Source organism: Agrobacterium sp. 22094, assembly GCF_052046015.1.
GTDB classification, from domain to species: domain Bacteria; phylum Pseudomonadota; class Alphaproteobacteria; order Rhizobiales; family Rhizobiaceae; genus Agrobacterium; species Agrobacterium cavarae.
Window position 1 is genome coordinate 212,067 of the sequence record NZ_JBQEPX010000005.1, and the last position, 18,011, is coordinate 230,077.

At 59.7% G+C, this 18,011-nt stretch carries 21 protein-coding genes; 15 read left to right on the forward strand and 6 right to left on the reverse strand.

Features of this window, described 5'->3' with window-relative positions; all coding sequences use genetic code 11:
* Positions 1-66 precede the first annotated feature (66 nt).
* Entirely contained in the window at positions 67-210 is a 144-nt protein-coding gene (locus ACTJK5_RS19875) for a hypothetical protein (protein ID WP_165457044.1), read from the forward strand.
* Positions 211-217: 7 nt separating this feature from the next.
* Here ACTJK5_RS19875 and ACTJK5_RS19880 read toward each other — a convergent pair whose 3' ends face one another.
* The gene (locus tag ACTJK5_RS19880; protein WP_440613074.1) at positions 218-1,339 is read right to left on the reverse strand and encodes a cobalt-precorrin-5B (C(1))-methyltransferase; all 1,122 of its coding nucleotides are present in this window, start codon (positions 1,337-1,339) and stop codon (positions 218-220) included.
* Positions 1,340-1,432: 93 nt separating this feature from the next.
* Between ACTJK5_RS19880 and ACTJK5_RS19885 the strand changes: the two genes are divergently transcribed.
* The 4 genes from ACTJK5_RS19885 (at position 1,433) to ACTJK5_RS19900 (ending at position 5,521) form a co-directional block, all read left to right on the forward strand.
* Positions 1,433-2,746: a cobyrinate a,c-diamide synthase gene (locus tag ACTJK5_RS19885; protein WP_440613075.1), complete on the forward strand. Its 1,314-nt coding sequence runs from the start codon at positions 1,433-1,435 to the stop codon at positions 2,744-2,746.
* 127 nt (positions 2,747-2,873) lie between these two features.
* Positions 2,874-3,770, forward strand: coding sequence for a glutathione-dependent disulfide-bond oxidoreductase (yghU, locus tag ACTJK5_RS19890; RefSeq protein ID WP_062424771.1), 897 nt, complete (start codon positions 2,874-2,876; stop codon positions 3,768-3,770).
* 12 nt (positions 3,771-3,782) lie between these two features.
* On the forward strand, positions 3,783-4,160 hold the full coding sequence (locus tag ACTJK5_RS19895) for a hypothetical protein (RefSeq protein ID WP_062424770.1): 378 nt from the start codon (positions 3,783-3,785) through the stop codon (positions 4,158-4,160).
* 110 nt (positions 4,161-4,270) lie between these two features.
* Complete coding sequence (locus tag ACTJK5_RS19900) at positions 4,271-5,521, forward strand: cytochrome-c peroxidase (protein ID WP_440613076.1); 1,251 nt, start codon at positions 4,271-4,273, stop codon at positions 5,519-5,521.
* A gap of 39 nt (positions 5,522-5,560) precedes the next feature.
* Here the strand turns inward: ACTJK5_RS19900 and ACTJK5_RS19905 are convergent, their stop codons facing one another.
* On the reverse strand, positions 5,561-7,000 hold the full coding sequence (locus tag ACTJK5_RS19905; RefSeq protein ID WP_113259709.1) for an MFS transporter: 1,440 nt from the start codon (positions 6,998-7,000) through the stop codon (positions 5,561-5,563).
* Between the two features lie 111 nt (positions 7,001-7,111).
* Here ACTJK5_RS19905 and ACTJK5_RS19910 point away from each other — a divergent pair, with 111 nt between their 5' ends.
* Positions 7,112-7,729, forward strand: coding sequence for a helix-turn-helix transcriptional regulator (locus ACTJK5_RS19910; protein WP_113259560.1), 618 nt, complete (start codon positions 7,112-7,114; stop codon positions 7,727-7,729).
* A gap of 137 nt (positions 7,730-7,866) precedes the next feature.
* Here the strand turns inward: ACTJK5_RS19910 and leuB are convergent, their stop codons facing one another.
* The 3 genes from leuB to ACTJK5_RS19925 all read right to left on the reverse strand — a co-directional run bounded on the left by leuB (position 7,867) and on the right by ACTJK5_RS19925 (position 10,185).
* Positions 7,867-8,973 (reverse strand): 3-isopropylmalate dehydrogenase, encoded by a 1,107-nt coding sequence (gene leuB / locus ACTJK5_RS19915; protein ID WP_113259710.1) that lies wholly within the window; start codon positions 8,971-8,973, stop codon positions 7,867-7,869.
* Positions 8,974-9,199: 226 nt separating this feature from the next.
* A complete protein-coding gene (gene leuD / locus ACTJK5_RS19920) occupies positions 9,200-9,805 on the reverse strand; it encodes a 3-isopropylmalate dehydratase small subunit (RefSeq protein ID WP_062597426.1) in 606 nt (201 codons plus the stop codon).
* A gap of 143 nt (positions 9,806-9,948) precedes the next feature.
* Positions 9,949-10,185: a hypothetical protein gene (locus tag ACTJK5_RS19925; RefSeq protein ID WP_062424811.1), complete on the reverse strand. Its 237-nt coding sequence runs from the start codon at positions 10,183-10,185 to the stop codon at positions 9,949-9,951.
* Between the two features lie 111 nt (positions 10,186-10,296).
* On the opposite strand from ACTJK5_RS19925, the gene ACTJK5_RS19930 reads away from it, so the two are divergent.
* A complete protein-coding gene (locus ACTJK5_RS19930) occupies positions 10,297-11,208 on the forward strand; it encodes an HpcH/HpaI aldolase/citrate lyase family protein (RefSeq protein WP_113259565.1) in 912 nt (303 codons plus the stop codon).
* Entirely contained in the window at positions 11,205-11,411 is a 207-nt protein-coding gene (locus tag ACTJK5_RS19935; protein WP_062424764.1) for a DUF1737 domain-containing protein, read from the forward strand. The genes ACTJK5_RS19930 and ACTJK5_RS19935 overlap by 4 nt, the downstream gene beginning before the upstream one ends.
* 167 nt (positions 11,412-11,578) lie before the next feature.
* On the opposite strand, the gene ACTJK5_RS19940 is transcribed toward ACTJK5_RS19935, so the two are convergent.
* A complete protein-coding gene (locus tag ACTJK5_RS19940; protein ID WP_062424763.1) occupies positions 11,579-12,022 on the reverse strand; it encodes a metallopeptidase family protein in 444 nt (147 codons plus the stop codon).
* A 324-nt stretch (positions 12,023-12,346) separates the two neighbouring features.
* Here ACTJK5_RS19940 and rplU point away from each other — a divergent pair, with 324 nt between their 5' ends.
* The 7 genes from rplU to ACTJK5_RS19975 all read left to right on the forward strand — a co-directional run bounded on the left by rplU (position 12,347) and on the right by ACTJK5_RS19975 (position 17,998).
* Positions 12,347-12,661 (forward strand): 50S ribosomal protein L21, encoded by a 315-nt coding sequence (rplU, locus tag ACTJK5_RS19945; protein WP_062424762.1) that lies wholly within the window; start codon positions 12,347-12,349, stop codon positions 12,659-12,661.
* Between the two features lie 40 nt (positions 12,662-12,701).
* A complete protein-coding gene (rpmA, locus tag ACTJK5_RS19950) occupies positions 12,702-12,971 on the forward strand; it encodes a 50S ribosomal protein L27 (RefSeq protein ID WP_062424761.1) in 270 nt (89 codons plus the stop codon).
* Between the two features lie 130 nt (positions 12,972-13,101).
* The gene (locus ACTJK5_RS19955) at positions 13,102-13,734 is read left to right on the forward strand and encodes a GNAT family N-acetyltransferase (RefSeq protein WP_440613077.1); all 633 of its coding nucleotides are present in this window, start codon (positions 13,102-13,104) and stop codon (positions 13,732-13,734) included.
* Positions 13,731-14,315 carry a GNAT family N-acetyltransferase gene (locus ACTJK5_RS19960; protein ID WP_440613078.1) on the forward strand — a complete coding sequence of 195 codons (585 nt, stop codon included), beginning with the start codon at positions 13,731-13,733 and terminating at the stop codon, positions 14,313-14,315. Before ACTJK5_RS19955 ends, ACTJK5_RS19960 begins: the two co-directional genes overlap by 4 nt.
* Positions 14,316-14,488: 173 nt before the next feature.
* Positions 14,489-15,553: a GTPase ObgE gene (gene obgE, locus ACTJK5_RS19965; RefSeq protein ID WP_440613079.1), complete on the forward strand. Its 1,065-nt coding sequence runs from the start codon at positions 14,489-14,491 to the stop codon at positions 15,551-15,553.
* Entirely contained in the window at positions 15,550-16,719 is a 1,170-nt protein-coding gene (gene proB, locus ACTJK5_RS19970; protein WP_440613080.1) for a glutamate 5-kinase, read from the forward strand. Before obgE ends, proB begins: the two co-directional genes overlap by 4 nt.
* Positions 16,712-17,998, forward strand: coding sequence for a glutamate-5-semialdehyde dehydrogenase (locus ACTJK5_RS19975; RefSeq protein ID WP_440613081.1), 1,287 nt, complete (start codon positions 16,712-16,714; stop codon positions 17,996-17,998). Before proB ends, ACTJK5_RS19975 begins: the two co-directional genes overlap by 8 nt.
* Positions 17,999-18,011 lie beyond the last annotated feature (13 nt).

The following is an 18,011-nucleotide window of genomic DNA, read 5'->3' on the forward strand; positions in this document are numbered from 1 at the left end:
CGATATTCTCAGCGTCACTATCCCGCAGATCGGCGGTACCGATTTTTGGACGAACAGGAGGGTGCGATGTCTTATTCCAAAGCAGGAAAAGCAAGAGATTTCACGCCGTCAACCGCGCCGCATCGCGGCTGGCAGGCATCGATCCATACAGCGCTCGTCGGCATCTGCTTTGCATTCGTCGCAGCGGTGATCTTCGGTCTGGTGCCTTAACGAGACTTTAGCCGATCGGCGCCTCTGAATTGGGGGCCGCTCGATTTGATGGCGTCGGCGCGGTGCGCCCTTTGAGATTGCCATCGCGGTCGAAGACAAGGATGTCTAGCGCGATATCGTCCCGGCCAAGTGCGGCTGCAGCCGTAGCCCAGGCTTTCTGCGCCACAATATTCCCCAGATCGATCCCGGCCGCCTCAGCCAGCTGAAAGGCATGCGCCACCATATTGGCATTGCGGATGGCGGTGAAAAGTTCGCTTGTCGCGCCCGCCTCTTCGGCAAGCTTTGCCAACGCTTCCAGATCCGCCAGCCCGCGCTTGGAATGGACGTCCAGCATGCCCTGCGCCAGCTTGGTCATCTTCGCTACCCCGCCCGCCACCGTCACTCTGGGAACCGGATGGCTCTTCAGATATTTGAGCATGCCGCCAATAAAATCGCCCATGTCGATCAGCGCGGTCTCGGGCAGCCCGTAAAACGCCTGCCCCGCCTTTTCCGACGCATTCCCAGTAGCGCCCAGCAGGTGGGGAAGCTGCTCTGCCCGTGCCACATCGATGCCCCGCCAGATCGAGTGAATCCAGGCCGAACAGGAAAAGGGGATAACGATACCGGTCGTTCCGAGGATGGAGAGGCCACCAACAATGCCGAGACGACCATTCAAAGTCTTTTCCGCCAGCGTCTCCCCGTCACGCACGGAGATTTCCACCTCGAAATCGGCCTCGGCCCCTGCCACCTCATGGATCGCAGCAAGGATCATCTGGCGCGGAACGGGATTGATCGCGGGCTCTCCCACCGAAAGCGGCAGACCGGGCCGGGTGACAATCCCCACGCCCTTGCCCGCCTTGAAGCTGATGCCGCTTCCCTTCTCCGTTCTGCGCAGCGTGCTTTCGATCAGCGCGCCATGGGTCACATCCGGATCGTCGCCGGCATCCTTGACGATGCCCGCGCGGGCGAACCCGTCGCCCTTTTCCTCCGTCGCGAGAACAAAGACCGGTCGAGACCCGTTTGGAAGTTCGACATCGACAAGATCAGGGAAGGACCCGGTCAAAAGCGCCTGACAGGCGGCCTTCGTCGCTGCGGCAGCGCAGGTGCCGGTGGTCCAGCCACGCCGAAGGTTTTTGCCATCCGTTTCCATGAATGTCCTATAGACCTTGCAGCGTGAGCCGTCATCGGTAAACAACAGACCAACTGCACGATCAAAAGCGCGCCCGGAGTTTAGAATTCTGCCATGACCGCAAAAGCCATCATTATCGGCGCGCCCCGCTCCGGCTCCGGCAAGACCAGCGTCACCATCGGCCTGTTGCGCGCCTTTGCCCGCCGCGGTATCAAAGTGCGCGGCATCAAGACCGGACCGGATTACATCGATCCCGGCTTTCATGCGGTCGCAACCGGTACGCCCGGCCTCAACCTGGACAGCTGGGCGATGCAGCCGGATCTGCTGCATCATCTTCTGACCCAACAGGCAGACGGTGCGGATCTTCTGCTGATCGAAAGCGCCATGGGCCTCTTCGATGGCATTGCCGTCTCCGACAACCGCACCGGCTCGGCCGCTGATCTGGCGCGGCTCTTTCACATCCCCGTCCTCCTGGTCCTCGATGTCTCGGGCCAGTCGCAAACGGCGGCGGCCATGGCGCATGGTTTTGCCCATTACGATCCGGCGGTGAAGATGGCAGCCGTGGTTCTGAACCGCGCGGGCAGCGAACGCCACCGCACGCTCTGCACCGAGGCGATCGAAAAGATCGGCCTTCCCGTGGCGGGCTGCGTCATGCGCGATCCATCGCTGACCCTGCCCGAACGGCATCTCGGTCTGGTGCAGGCGAGCGAACACCCGGAAATCGACGCCCATATCGAAAGACTGGCCGATACGATGGAGCGCGCCATCGATCTCGATGCGCTGCTGGCTCTGGCAACGCCCATCGATTTGGCGGAAGGGTCGGTCGAAGCGGGAATTGCCCCGCCCGGACAGCGCATTGCATTGGCCGAAGACGCCGCCTTCACCTTCCTCTATCCGCATCTGAAGCGCCAATGGCGGGAGGCTGGCGCAGAGATCCTGCCCTTCTCGCCACTTGCCGATGAAGCCCCGGACGCGTCCTGCGATATCTGCTGGCTGCCCGGTGGTTATCCGGAGCTTTTCGCCGGACAGTTGGCCGCCGCATCGCGCTTCAAGGCGTCGCTTGCCCAATTTTCGCAGACGAAGCCGGTGCACGGGGAATGCGGAGGCTACATGGTGCTGGGAGAAGCGCTGGAGGACGCGAACGGCGTGACGCACGCCATGACCGGGCTACTCTCGCACGCCACCAGCTTTGCCAAGCGGAAGATGAACCTCGGTTACCGTCAGGCCAAGATCGCCGAGACCGGCCCGCTTGGCCAGGCCGGCGATGTTCTGCGCGGACACGAGTTCCATTATGCCAGCGTCATCGACGCCGGCATCGATCAGCCCTTCGCCGAAATTGCCGATGGTCTCGGCAAGCCGCTTGGGCCATCCGGCGGAAGGCGTGGTCTTGTCAGCGGAACATTTTTCCACGCGATCGCAAAGGCTTAGCAGGTTCTTTTTCCGGAGGCTGGTGTTCCGTCTGTCGCGGGAGTGGAGGAACGGCTTTGCATTTCCTATATTGCTGAAACACAGCATCCCCCACCTGGAACCACATCTGGAATAAGGACGGATCTTCATGACCGAAAAGTCTCCCGAAAACAACTTTCCCGCAGGCTATCAGCCGCCAGAGGTCTGGCAGTGGGAAAAGGGTAATGGCGGCGCGTTTGCCAATATCAACCGACCGATTGCCGGCCCGACCCATGAGAAGGAACTGCCGGTCGGAAAGCATCCGCTGCAGCTCTATTCGCTGGCGACACCGAATGGTCAGAAGGTCGGCATCCTGCTGGAAGAGCTCCTGGCCGCCGGCCATTCCGGTGCGGAATATGACGCCTGGCTGATCAAGATCGGCGATGGCGACCAATTCGGTTCTGGCTTCGTTGCTGCCAATCCGAATTCAAAAATCCCGGTCATGGTCGATCATTCCACACCGGAACCGACGCGCGTTTTCGAAAGCGGCTCGATCCTTCTCTATCTCGCGGAAAAATTCGGCGCCTTCCTGCCGAAGGAGCACAAGGCCCGCACCGAAGCGCTGAACTGGCTGTTCTGGCAGATGGGTTCTGCCCCCTTCTTCGGCGGCGGCTTCGGCCACTTCTACGCCTATGCGCCAATCCACATCAAATACGCCATCGACCGTTTTGCCATGGAGGCCAAGCGCCAGATGGATGTGCTCGATCGCCATCTGGCCGAAAACCGCTACATGGCCGGCGATGAATATTCGATCGCCGATATCGCCATCTGGCCCTGGTATGGCAACCTGGCGCGCGGACAATCCTATCCGAAGGCGGAAGTGTTCCTGGAAGCAGCAAGCTACAAGAATGTGAAGCGCTGGGCCGATGAAATTGCCGAGCGTCCCGCCGTCAAACGTGGTCGTATGGTCAACAAGGCTTCCGGTGATCCCTCAGAACAGCTACATGAGCGTCACGATGCGTCCGATTTCGACACCAAGACGCAGGACAAGATCGGCAAGAGCTGAAGGATAGACGAAATGGCGAACCTGCCCGACATGACCAAACACCGTGGTTTTCCATCCGGCATGCCGGGCACAGGCGTCCAGTTCACCATACGCCGCGCCAATCCGCGCGGCGTTACTCCCATCAAGCAACTGCCGCGCAAGGCACGTCCCGGCACGCCGGAACATCGTATCGATGCGGCCTTCCTGCATGCGCTTTGGCACCATTTCGGCGCTGAACCCTTCGAGCGCGGCAATCTCGATGCCGCCCGCCTCAGCCTGCTCTTCGGGCGTGAAGTTCTCCCCGCCGAGAAGAATTTCGATCCGCTTTCCTATGAGGCGATGCTCGTGATCGACGAGCGCTTGGCGCGCCAGAGCTTCCCGGAATCCTTCGAGGATTACTTCGACGTCTGAGGCCGAAACAGGCGCCTGCGTCAAAGTGGAGACCTTGAAGAAAGTTTCTGTGCGCGGCGTCAAGAAGATGGTATAGAGCCACCGGTTTCATCATTTTCGGCGGCTCTGACATGGTCAGGCAATTCTCTCATTTTCTTGCCGCTTCGGCATTGATCCTCCTTCCCGTGACGATGGGTCTTGGCGGAACTGCCCATGGCGGCACCGACTACCCAACCGTCGAAAAACTCGGCGAGGCGCTGTTTCACGACGCCAATCTGTCGATGAACCGGACGATGTCCTGTTCCACCTGCCACACCTCTGCCAATGGCTTCACCGACATTCGCGATACGGAAAAGGCAGGCCATGCGGTCTCGCTTGGCGATGATGGCAAGTCGCTGGGAGATCGCAACGCGCCGACGGCAACTTACGCCAAATTCTCCCCGCCCTTCGGCAAGGACGCCGAAGGAAACTATGTTGGCGGCCAGTTCTGGGATGGACGTGCCGCCACGCTGGAAGATCAGGCCGGCGGTCCGCCGCTGAACCCAATCGAAATGGGGATGGCCGACAAGTCGAGCGTCGTGAAGCGGCTGAAGGAAAATCCCGACTACGTCACCGCCTTTGCAAGCCACTTCGGACCAAACGTATTCGAGAACGACGAGCAAGCCTTCGCCGCAATGGGTAAAGCGCTGGCGGCTTATGAGCGCTCCGATGCGCTTTCCACCTTCGATTCCAAATATGATCGCTTCCTGCGCGGCGAGGAAAAGCTGACCGATCAGGAAGAACTCGGCCGCGTGCTGATGTCGTCCACGCAGTTCACCAACTGCAACACCTGCCACACGATTAAGGGTGAGCACGGCCTCTCGGACGGCGTCTTCACCAACCATAAATATTTCAACATCGGCGTCCCGGCCAACAGACTAGCCCGCGCAGCCAACGGTTCGAAGCCGGATGCTGTCGATCTCGGCCTGGCGCAAAATCCAGCGGTCGGCGACGATCCGGCACAACGCGGCAAGTTCAAGGTGCCGTCGCTCCGCAATATCGCGGTGACAGGCCCTTACATGCACAACGGCGTCTTCAAGGACCTGCGCACCGTCGTGCTGTTCTATGTGAAGTACAAGAGCAAGAAGCCAAGCCGCCAGATCAACCCGGAAACCGGCGAGAAATGGGATGCGCCGGAGGTTCCGGACAACATCGCCATGGAAGAACTGACGTCCGCCCCGGCACTCGACGACAAGCGCATCGATGCCATCGTCGCCTTCCTCAAGACGCTGACCGACAAGCGCTACGAGCCGCTGCTTGCCAAGGGAGAGAACATCGGACGCCCGGAAGATCCGACCGTCCACGCGATCTCCGCGAAGCCCGGAGAGGCCGCAAAAAATTAAGTCGCCTCAATCACTTCGAGGACTTAGGCCCGGCATCGATCAATCATTGTCACCCGCTTGCGCTCCGTAGCGTGGCTCTGGCAATGAGAAGGCCGCGAACGCCGCCAGAACCGCTGGCAGGGCAAAGAGCATGAAGAGCCACGTCGCGGCAGATGCCGCCCCCTCGACGCCGCCGGGGCTCACGAGCCCGGTGCTGTTGACGATCACGCCGGAAAGAGCCGCGCCAAAAGCGCTGCCGAGAGACTGGACGGTGGTGATACCGGCCGATGCCTTGTCTTTCTCATCAGGCTCGGCGAGATGCAGAATATGGGTCACGAGATGCGCCCAACCGAGCCCAACGCCGAAGCCCATGCCGAAGATCAGAAAAGCGGCTGCGCTGACCAGAAGCAAGTCCCCAGCGGGATTGAGCCGTGCCAGCGTTACAGCCAGCATGCCGATGCAGACAGCTTCCAGAATGGCGCCGACAAGGATGGAGCGGCGCATCGCCTTGCCGGTGAAATCGCTGCATATGAAGGCGGCTGCCGTCCAGCCGAGTGCCACAAGGGCGACGATATAGCCCGAGATCAATGGCGGCACGTTGTGCAGGTTCTGGAGGAAATACGGGATGTAAATGTCGCAGGTCAGGGCCGCCAGGAGCATGAACATAGCAGCATAAACACGCGCGATCGGCATCGAGAGAAGCGTGCCGCCACGCGGCAGAATGCGCAACGTCGCCCGTCGTTCGACAAGCAGAAGTGCTGCAATGGCGGTGAGGGCGCAAACCACAAGCCAGGTGCGGGCGCCAATCTCTTCGGCGGTGCTCGCAAAGCTGACCAGCAGAAGCGAAGCGGACAGCAGGATCATCTGCTTTAGCGGCGCCTTGGTCTCGGTCCGGTCATCCACCCCCGCCGGCAGCAGCCACGGCGCCAGAAGTCCCATGACGAGTGCCAAGGGAACGATGATCGCGAAAGCATGTCGCCATGCGCTGCCCTCGGCGAAGAAGCCACCGAGCGTCGGTCCGATGAAGGTCGAGATACCCCAGATCGCAGCATAAAGCGTCGTCGCCTTGTTCCACAGAGATTCTGGGTAGACATAGCGGATGAACGCATAGCCCAGCGTTGCCAACGTGCCGGCCCCGAAGCCCTGCACGGCTCGCCCGGCAAGGACGATCTCCATGGTTGGCGCCACAGCGCAGATCGCCGAACCAAGGAGAAAGAGGACTGCACCGACACTATAGGTCCGATTGAGGCTAAGGCCACGTGGACGGATGGCGATAAATACCGACCCCAGCACAGAGGCCGTCACGTAGAGCGTCGTCACCCAGGCGAAGAGGGGCAGGCCACCAATATCGCGCACGACAGACGGCATGATCGTGGCCGTCACATAGGTCTCGATCGCATAGAGCGCGATGCCACCTGAGAGCATCAGGCTTGCTCCCAGATGCCGGGCGGAAAACAGGGTCCAAAGACTGGTTGACGAAGGGGCGCCGGGAGAAGACATGATCGAATTTCCGATAAAAGGCCGTTGCAAAGTCGGCGGCATGGAATTATCCAAGTTATATCTTGGAAATTACACCCGCAGACAAATTAAGCAAGCGGCAGGACAGACAAAATGCGCCCCTCTCCCCGTGACAGGCTCCTCTATCTGTTGAAGACCGAAGGCCCGAAAGCCACGTCAGCACTCAGCGAAGTTCTTGGCCTGACGGGCGAAGCGGCGCGCCAGCAGCTTGCCAAACTCGCCGATGAAGGGTTGGTGGAAAGCATTGCGGAGCCCGCAATCGGGCGGGGGCGGCCGCGTCAGAGTTGGCGCTTGACCAGCGCCGGCCATCGCGAATTTCCAGATGGTCATGCTGACGTCGCAGTGTCCCTCATCGAAGCGATCGGCAGCGAGCTTGGCGCGGATGCACTGGAAACGATCATTACAGCCCGGGAACGCAAGACGGCGGCGGTGTACGGCGCGGCACTTCTCGGCGCCCATACGCTGGACGAGCGTGTCGCGCGGCTCTCAGCCTTGCGGGTGGCCGAGGGCTATATGGCAAGCTGGTGGCAGGAAGAGGATGGACACTTCATCCTCGTCGAAAACCATTGTCCGATATGCGCCGCCGCAACCGCCTGCCGTGGCTTTTGCCGTTCGGAGATCGATATTTTCAGAGCCGTGCTGGGCGCACCGGTGGAAAGGACCGAGCACCTGCTACAGGGTGCGAGACGATGCGCGTACCGGATCGGTTAGCGCAAGGTTCGCCCGTGCTTGCAATACCTTTTTGAATAGACGCATCGTGCTTGTCCGAAAATCGATATTGATTTTCGGGCCGATGCTGTAGTCGCGCCCAAGCAAAGCTCGGGCGCGACAGAACCATAAAGACGTATCTACAGAGCCTTGAATTCCGCCAGAACCGCATCGCCCATTTCCGACGTGCTGACCTGGCGTGCGCCGGCAGCCATGATGTCGGCGGTGCGGATGCCCTTTTCCAGCACATTGGCGATTGCCGTTTCCAGCTTGGTGGCGTCATCGACCATGTTGAAGGAGTAGCGCAGGCACATGGCGAAGGAGGCGATCATTGCGATCGGGTTGGCAATGCCCTGGCCGGCGATATCGGGAGCGGAACCGTGAACAGGTTCGTACATGGCCTTGCGCTTGCCGGTCTTGGCATCCGGCGCACCGAGAGACGCGGATGGCAGCATGCCAAGCGAGCCCGTCAACATGGCGGCGACGTCGGAGAGCATGTCGCCGAAGAGATTGTCGGTGACAATGACGTCGAACTGCTTGGGCTTGCGCACCAGCTGCATGCCACCGGCATCGGCCAGCATATGCTCCAGCTGCACGTCCTTGTACTTCGCCGCATGGGTTTCGGTAACGACCTGGTTCCACAGGACGCCGGACTTCATGACGTTGCGCTTTTCCATGGAGCAGACGCGGTTGCCGCGTGTGCGCGCCAGTTCAAAGGCGACGCTGGCGATACGCTCGATTTCGAAGGTGTCGTAGATCTGCGTGTCGATCCCGCGCTTCTGGCCATTACCGAGATCGATGATCTGCTTCGGCTCGCCGAAATAGACGCCACCCGTCAGTTCGCGAACGATGAGAATGTCGAGACCTTCCACCAGCTCCGGCTTCAGCGACGAGGCAGAAGCCAGCGCCGGATAGCAGATGGCAGGGCGGAGATTGGCGAAAAGCTCAAGATCCTTGCGCAGGCGCAGCAGGCCCGCTTCCGGACGAACTTCATAAGGCACGCCATCCCACTTCGGTCCGCCGACTGCGCCGAACAGAATGGCGTCAGCTCCCAGCGCCTTTTCCATATCAGCGTCGGAAATCGCCACGCCATGCGCATCGTAAGCGCAACCGCCAACAAGGCCTTCCTCGACCGTGAAGCCGGCATTCTTCTCGCTGTTCATATAATCGATCAGCTTGCGGACCTCGGTCATCGCCTCCGGGCCGATACCGTCGCCAGGCAACAGGAAGAGCGAGCGCACAGTCATGAAATCCTCCTTGGGCGCTTGGAAAGAAGCGCACGTCAAAACATGGGTTGCAACGCCGAAAGGCTGCAAGATGCGGGCTTCTTAACGCTCGACCTGAAGCATTTCAAGCAAAGCAAAAGCCGATTCGGTACGGGTAGCGCACCAAACCGGCTTTCGAGACGTCGTCGTTTCGTTTCACAGTCTGTTCAAGAATTGTCGTTGGCCGGCTGCAATTATGTGATCGCTGTTAGGCCCAGGGCCGGACGGAGGCGTTGGTCTTTTCGAAGCTATCGATCGCGCCGGCATGTTCCAGCGTCAGGCCGATATCATCCAGACCGTTCAGCAGGCAATGACGCTTGAAGGCATCGATTTCGAAGGTGATGCGCCCGCCATCGGGACCGCTGATTTCCTGGTTTTCCAGGTCGATCGTCAACACGGCGTTGGAGCCGCGCGAAGCATCGTCGAGGAGCTTTTCGAGGTTTTCAGGGCTGACGACGATGGGCAGAATGCCGTTCTTGAAACAGTTGCTGTAGAAGATGTCGGCGAAGCTGGTGGAAATGACGCAGCGAATGCCGAAATCGAGAAGCGCCCAGGGTGCATGCTCGCGCGACGAGCCGCAACCGAAGTTGTCGCCAGCCACCAGGATTTGCGCATTCTGATAGGCAGGCTTGTTCAGCACGAAATCGGGGTTTGGCGAACCATCTTCCAGATAACGCGATTCGGCAAACAGGCCCTTGCCAAGACCGGTGCGCTTGATGGTCTTCAGGTAGTCCTTGGGAATGATCATGTCCGTGTCGACATTGACGACCGGCATGGGGGCGGCGACACCCGTCAGCTTGGTGAACTTGTCCATCTCTCACTCCGAAATTCTGGCCGGCACTCAGCCGTTCAACCAAGGCCATTAAAGCAAAAAGGCGCGCTTTTGAAGATCAAAGCACGCCATTGCGGTACGCCGCCAATAATTGGATTACAATGCCAAAGCGTCAGTCGAACCGATCAGAGATCGATAATCGTGCCGCGACCGTCATTCCAGACGCGCATATTCTGCTGGCGGCGATCCTGCGTCTTCACGCGGATGGGCTCAGGCTTGAGGCGGGAGGAGAACATCTTGGCGATGCTGAGAACCGCAAGCGTTCCGACGAATGCAATCGTCAGAGATGCGGTGAAGAGCGCGGCGAGAGCCAGAACTGCGATGCTGGAGGCTGCGATGAAGAATGTACGAATGCCCTGCATGGTCCAAACCTTTCTGTCCAGACGAATGTGGGCCTTCTTCTTGACGCTTGCAAGAGGTTTCACACCGTCATCGACCTTGCAGATGTAACAAAAGATTGACACAAGTGGGGCATGGCCGAATTTTTTGTCGATAATACTGCACGCCCGCGCCGTTCGCTGCTGTCTGTGCCTGCAATCAACCTGCGCGCCCTCCAAAAGCTGAGCTCTCTTGACTGCGATGGCGCGATCTTCGACCTGGAAGATTCGGTTGCTCCCGACATGAAGGATGAGGCGCGCAGCAATCTCCTGTCCTTCTTTCGCGAGACACCGCTTGCAAACCGCGAAGCGATCATCCGCATCAATCCGCTTTCCACGCAGACCGGGCTTAAGGATGTGGAGGCTGCGCTGACCTGCGGCCCCCAAGCCATACTTTTGCCCAAGGTTGAGCAGCCCTCCGACATTCATGAACTTGCCGACCTTCTGGACGAAGCCGACGCTCCGGAAGAGATGCAGATCTGGGCGATGATCGAGACACCACGCGGCGTCCTGAACGCCGCAGCGATTGCCGAGGCCGCGCACACCAAAGCCGCGAGACTTGGCGCCTTCGTGGTGGGACTGAACGATCTGCGCAAGGATACCCGCGTTCCGGCAAGACCGGGGCGCACCTATCTGGTCCCTTGGCTGATGCAGGTTGTGCTTGCGGCCCGTGCCTACGGTCTCGATGTGATCGACAGCGTTTCCAACGATTTCCGCGATCTGGATGCCTTCGCCAAGGAATGCGAGCAGGGCCGCGACATGGGCTTTGATGGCAAGATGCTGATCCACCCGGCGCAGATCGAGTCGGCAAACACCGCGTTCACTCCGGATGAGGCGGCTCTTGTAGAGGCGCGCGAAACGATCGCGGCTTTCGCAAAACCCGAATCTGTGGGATTGAACGTCATCAACATCAACGGACGGATGATCGAACGGCTGCATGTCGCCGGTGCAGAACGCCTTGTCGCCATCGCCGAGATCATCGCCGCAAGAAAGGCAGGAAACACATGAAGGTCTATCGTTTCATCACGGGCCCGGACGACGCGAAATTCTGTCACCGCGTCACCGACGCTCTCAACAAGGGCTGGGAACTTGCAGGCTCACCAAGCTACGCCTTCAACGCCGCAGCCGGCATCATGCATTGCGGCCAGGCGGTGACGAAGACCGTCGAGGGCAAGGACTATCATCCTGATATGAAGCTGGGTGAGCAGTAACAGCGGTTGTGACGGCCGACGCCTCGTCTACGATCATCCTCGGGCTTGACCCGAGGATCCACCTTTACCAATGGTGTCAATGGCTTATGGATCCTCGCCTCAAGGGCGAGGATGACAAAAAGCGGGCGTTGCGGCTTTGTCGCACGCGCGCAACCAAGGTAAGTCACTCACCCGCGATCTGCAGCCGCGTCGTCCGCGCTTTCCTCGATCCGCTCCATATCGTCGTCCGACAGGCCGAAGTGATGGCCGATTTCGTGGATGAGGACGTGCGTGATGATGTCGCCAAGCGTCTCTTCGTTCTCGGCCCAGTAGTCCAGGATCGGGCGCCGATAGAGCGTGATGCGGTTGACCATCTCGCCGGTTTCCATGGTGAAACGCTCCGAAATACCGCGGCCTTCGAAAAGGCCGAGCAGGTCGAACGGCGTTTCGAGCGCCATATCCTCGAACACATCGTCGGTCGGGAACTCCGAGATCTCGATGATCAGATCTTTCGTCAGCGCACGAAATTCTTCCGGCAGGTGGCCATATGCCTCGATGGCAAGCGATTCAAACGCTGATATTGTCGGCGCGTGGCGATCCCGCCAATCGTCGGTACTGTCTATGCGGGCCATTTCTGCTCCTTGCTGTGGGGCTGATATAAACCCTTGCGACATAAAATTCGAGACCTGTTTGCAACAACCGCGCAAAAGGCCTGATTTTCTAGGCGCAGCCGTCGTTTTTAGGCCGTTTTGAACCTTGACATAGAGGCCTCGCTCGCGTAATTCGCAGCCAAATTGATGGCGTATTGCGCCTTCCGTTTACTCCGCTTTGAAAAAAGCGGTCCACCGGCAGAGTTTCCAAGGGCATTTGCCTCGACGAATTTCCGCTACTCCGACTGATAAAAAGACGGCCAGCGCCAAAAGCGCAGAGCCGGAACGAACATGAAAGGATAAAAAATGTTCGCAGTCATCAAGACCGGCGGTAAGCAGTACCGCGTAAGCGCCAACGACGTGCTGACCATCGAAAAGCTGGAAGCAGACGCAGGCGCAACTGTAGAATTCACTGAAGTTCTCGTTGTCGGCGTTGGCGCTGATGCAAAGTTCGGTGCACCTTTCGTTGCAGGCGCAACGGTCAAGGCTGAAGTTGTCGAGCACAACCGTGGCAAGAAGGTCATCGCCTTCAAGAAGCGTCGTCGTCAGAACTCCAAGCGTACGCGCGGCCATCGTCAGCATCACACTGTCGTCCGTATCACGGACATCGTTGCTGCCTAATCGGCGCGACACGGGAAACTAGGTTTAAAGGAGCAATCCAATGGCACACAAAAAAGCTGGCGGTTCTTCGCGTAACGGTCGCGATTCCAACTCCAAGCGCCTTGGCGTGAAGAAGTTCGGCGGCGAAGCCGTCATTCCAGGCAACATTATCGTTCGTCAGCGTGGCACGCAGTGGCATCCCGACGCCAATGTCGGCATGGGCAAAGATCATACGCTTTTTGCACTCACGGCAGGCAACGTTAACTTCCGCACGAAGGCCAATGGTCGCGTATTCGTGTCCGTAGCGCCGAAAGCGGAAGCCGCAGAATAAGCCGGTAAGCGTCATATGCAGCCGGTGTCCCAATGACCCGGCTGAGACGTAACAGGTTCAGTCACAAAAAAGGGGAGTTGGGGCACCACCCAACTCCCCTTTTTTCTTTAACTCCACGGAGGACTGAACCATGCAAGCTGAATTGTTGAGGGTCGACCAATCACGGTCACCCGAAGAACGGATAAGACCTGAACGGTCAAGGAGCGATTGCCCCGTCTTGTTGTCGCAAAGACTTGTCTTGCGCAAACCCCATGAAGAAGACATCGACGCCCTTGCCCATCTTGCCAACAACGCCAACATCGCGACCATGGTGTCGCGCATGCCGCACCCTTACACGGCGAAAGACGCCGCGGATTTTGTGCGCCGTGCAGCAAATGGCGAGATTGGCAAGTGCGTCTATGCGATTACGCGCATGGACAATGGCGAGTTCATGGGGTGCTGCGGACTGGAGCCGCAGGAAGACGAAAAGACCCTTGAAATGGGCTACTGGCTGGGCGAACCCTACTGGAACAGGGGTTACACCACCGAAGCGGCTCACGCGCTGATCGACATGGCCTTCCGTACCCGCGAGATCGACCAGATCGATGCGCGGTGCCGGGTGACCAATATCGGCTCTCGCCGTGTCATACAAAAGTGCGGGTTTCAGCTGCAGGGTTCCGGCATGGTCGGATCGCTGGCGTTGGGCGCCATGGTCCCGGTCGAATGGTACAGGCTGGATCGCAAGACATGGGTATCATTGAGAAGCTGGGGAGACATTCGATGAGTACGGCTCAGCTGATGCGCCCTCGCAGCGTCGAAATGACCCCGCCGCCCGGCCCTTGCCCGACGATCCAGACCGAACGGCTGGTGCTCCGGCCCCAGCGGCTCACCGATGCGGGCTCAATTGCCGACACGCTTGCCGACTTTCAGGTCACCCGCATGTTGGCTCGCGTTCCCGCGCCCTACTACAAGCAGGATGCGCTGGAATGGCTGATCCTGCGGACGTCAGGCACCCTGCCCGATTGGGATTTCGCCATCACCACCGGTGATGACACCCTGATCGGCGTGGTGTCGGTAGAGCGGCGTCACGGTCAATGGCACCTCGGCTACTGGCTGAACCGCTTCTACTGGGGCAAGGGCTACATGACGGAGGCCGTTGGCGCCGTCGTCGAGCGCTTCTTCCGGCGCATGCCGAACGAGATTTTGCACTCGGGCGTCTTTGCCGATAACCCGGCCTCGCTCAACGTGCAGGAGAAGCTCGGCTTCCGCATTACCGGATGCAGCGAGGTCTACGCGGTCGCGCGTGCCACCATGGTGGCGCATATCGACACCCAACTGACGGCGGAAGGCTTCGTCCGACCGTAACGCACAACACGATGGACAAGGCCGGTTTTATCGCAAACCGGCCTTGTTCCAACGGCGCTTGCCCATGATAATCTTTGACCTTCAGGGCAAGCGGCTATATTCCAGGCGACAGAACCTTTTTGACGCGGATGGCAAGGCCATGACCGCATGCAAGCTGACAGAACGGCAGTCCGATGAAATTTCTCGATGAAGCAAAAGTCTATATCAAGTCCGGCGATGGCGGCGCAGGCGCCGTCTCCTTCCGGCGTGAAAAGTTCATCGAGTTCGGCGGCCCGGATGGTGGCGATGGCGGACGCGGCGGTGACGTGTGGGTCGAGGTCGTCAATGGCCTCAACACGCTGATCGACTTCCGTTTCCAGCAGCATTTCAAGGCCTCGATCGGCCAGCACGGCATGGGCAAGACCCGCACCGGCGCCAAGGGATCGGATGTGGTGCTGAAGGTACCGGTCGGAACCCAGATCTTCGAAGAAGACAACGAGACGCTGATCATTGACCTGACCAAGGAAGGCCAGCGCTTTCGTTTGGCCGCGGGCGGCAATGGCGGCTTCGGCAACGCCTATTTCAAATCCTCCACCAATCAGGCGCCGACGCATGCCAATCCGGGCCTTGCAGGTGAAGAAAAGACCATCTGGCTTCGCCTGAAGCTGATTGCCGATGCCGGTCTCGTCGGTCTGCCCAATGCCGGCAAGTCCACTTTCCTGGCAACGGTGACGCGTGCTCGTCCGAAGATCGCCAACTATCCCTTCACAACGCTCCACCCCAATCTCGGCGTTGCCACGATTGACGGTCGCGAATTCATTCTCGCCGATATTCCAGGCTTGATCGAAGGCGCGCATGAAGGTGTGGGTATCGGCGACCGCTTCCTCGGCCATGTGGAGCGTACCCGCGTGCTGCTTCATCTGGTGTCCGCGCAGGAAGAAAAGGTTGGCCAGGCCTACAAGACCGTCAAGGCGGAACTGAACGCCTATGGCGGCGGCCTGACTGACAAACCCGAGATCGTCGCCCTCTCGCAGATCGACGTGCTGGACGAGAAGGAACTGAAGAAGAAGGCCAAGGAACTGGAAAAGGCCTGCGGCCGTCCTCCGCTTCTTCTTTCGGCTGCCGCACATATTGGCATGACGGAAGCCTTGCGCGCACTGCGCGATGTGATCGTCGATGCCAGCGAAGGCGGCGAGACCGCCCTTCCCGACCGCTCCATGCCGATCGAAGAGCTTGAGGACGGAGACGACCGTCTATGACATCTGCCAGAAAACCGCTTGGCAGCCATCATCGCATCGTCATCAAGATCGGCTCCGCGCTTCTGGTGGACCGCAAGACGGGGCTGAAGACCGACTGGCTGGACGCGATCTGCGATGATATCGCGGCGCTGAAGAAGAACGGCGCCGATGTGCAGGTCGTTTCTTCCGGCGCGATCGCGCTTGGCCGAACGGTTCTCAATCTTCCAACCGGCGCGCTGAAGCTGGAGGAAAGCCAGGCAGCAGCAGCCGTCGGGCAGATCGCACTGGCACGCGCGTGGTCAGAAAGCCTTTCCAAGCATGACATCGTCGCGGGACAGATCCTGCTGACGCTTTCCGACACGGAAGAACGCCGCCGCTATCTCAATGCGCGCGCGACGATCAATCAGTTGCTCAAGATCGGCGCGACACCGATCATCAATGAAAACGACACGGTGGCGACGACCGAGATCCGCTACGGCGACAATGATCGGCTGGCCGCCCGCGTTGCGACCATGACCGGTGCGGATCTGCTCGTTCTGCTCTCCGACATTGACGGCCTCTACACAGCCCCTCCGCATCTCGACCCGGACGCCAGGTTTCTCGAAACCATCGCGGACATCACGCCCGAAATCGAGGCCATGGCCGGAGGTGCGGCGTCGGAACTGTCGCGTGGCGGCATGCGCACCAAGATCGACGCGGGCAAGATTGCCACGGCTGCCGGTTGCGCCATGATCATCGCATCGGGCAAGACGCTGCATCCGCTGAAAGCCATCGAGAATGGCGCGCGCTCCTCGTGGTTTGCGCCTTCCGGCACGCCCGTGACAGCCCGCAAGACCTGGATCGCAGGTCAGCTTCAGCCGGCCGGCGAAATGCATGTGGATGAGGGTGCCGAAAAGGCGCTTCATCAGGGCAAGAGCCTGCTGCCTGCCGGTGTCAAACTGGTGAAGGGCAATTTCGGCCGCGGCGATGCCGTTGCGATTATCGGCGCGCAAGGCCGCGAGATCGCGCGCGGACTTGCCGGCTACGATGCCGACGAGGCACGCCGCATCAATGGTCACAAGTCTAACGAGATCGAAGCGATCCTCGGTTATGTCGGGCGCTCGGCGATGATCCACCGTGACGATCTGGTGATGACCGGCGCTGCCGTGAAAATCAAAAAAGCAAAGAAGGATGAAGTCGATGCCTGACCAGGCCGTGAAGCAAAGCCAGTCTGTCGATGCGCTGATGATGAATATCGGCGCTCAGGCGAAAGCTGCTTCACGACCGTTGTCCATCGCTTCGACCGCAAAGAAGAACCGCGCGCTTCTCGCCATGGCATCGGCCATCGATGCATCTGTGGACCGCATTCTCGATGCCAATAGACAGGATGTCGCGGCAGCGGAACAGGCGGGCGTGGCCGGCTCCTTCATCGATCGCCTGAAACTCGATCCGTCCCGCATCGCCGGCATTTCCGAAGGTATCCGGGCGATTGCCAATCTTGCCGATCCCGTCGGTGAGGTGATCGCCGCCTGGGATCGTCCCAACGGCTTGAAGATCGAGCGTGTTCGTACACCTCTCGGCGTCATTGGCGTCATCTATGAAAGCCGCCCGAATGTGACGGCAGATGCCGGTGCGCTGTGCCTCAAGGCCGGCAATGCCGTGATCCTGCGCGGCGGATCGGATTCGCAACATTCATCGCGCGCTATCCATGCCTGCCTAGTGGAAGGTCTGAAGATCGCGGGGCTTCCAGAGCATGCGATCCAACTCGTGCCGGTCACCGATCGCGCCGCCGTCGGCCTGCTGCTTGGCGGCCTCGGTGGCACGGTGGATGTCATCGTGCCGCGTGGGGGAAAAAGCCTGGTAGGGCGTGTGCAGACGGAAGCCCGCGTGCCCGTCTTTGCGCACCTGGAAGGCATCTGCCACGTTTATGTCGACAAATCCGCCGACCTTGAGATGGCAAAGAAGATCGTTCTGAACGCCAAAATGCGCCGCACCGGTATTTGCGGCTCTGCCGAAACCTTGCTGGTCGATCGCGCCGTGGCAGCAACCCACCTTGAGCCCCTGGTAAAAATCCTGCTGGATGCGGGCTGCGAAGTACGCGGTTCGGATGAGGTGCAAAACGCCGTTGGAGGCGTGAAGCTGGCGAACGAGGAGGACTGGCGCACGGAATATCTCGACGCCATCATCTCTGTGGCCCTGGTGGATGGTATCGACGGTGCGATACAGCATATCGGCACCTATTCCTCAAACCACACCGAAGCGGTGATCGCCGAAGATCCGGAGGTCGTTGCCCGCTTCTTCAACGAGATCGACAGCGCCATTCTGCTGCACAATGCCTCCACACAATTTGCCGATGGTGGCGAGTTCGGCATGGGCGCGGAGATCGGCATTGCCACCGGCAAGATGCATGCGCGTGGGCCCGTCGGCGTCGAACAACTGACGTCCTTCAAATACCGCGTGCATGGCACCGGCCAGACGCGGATCTGATATTGGCGGCTGA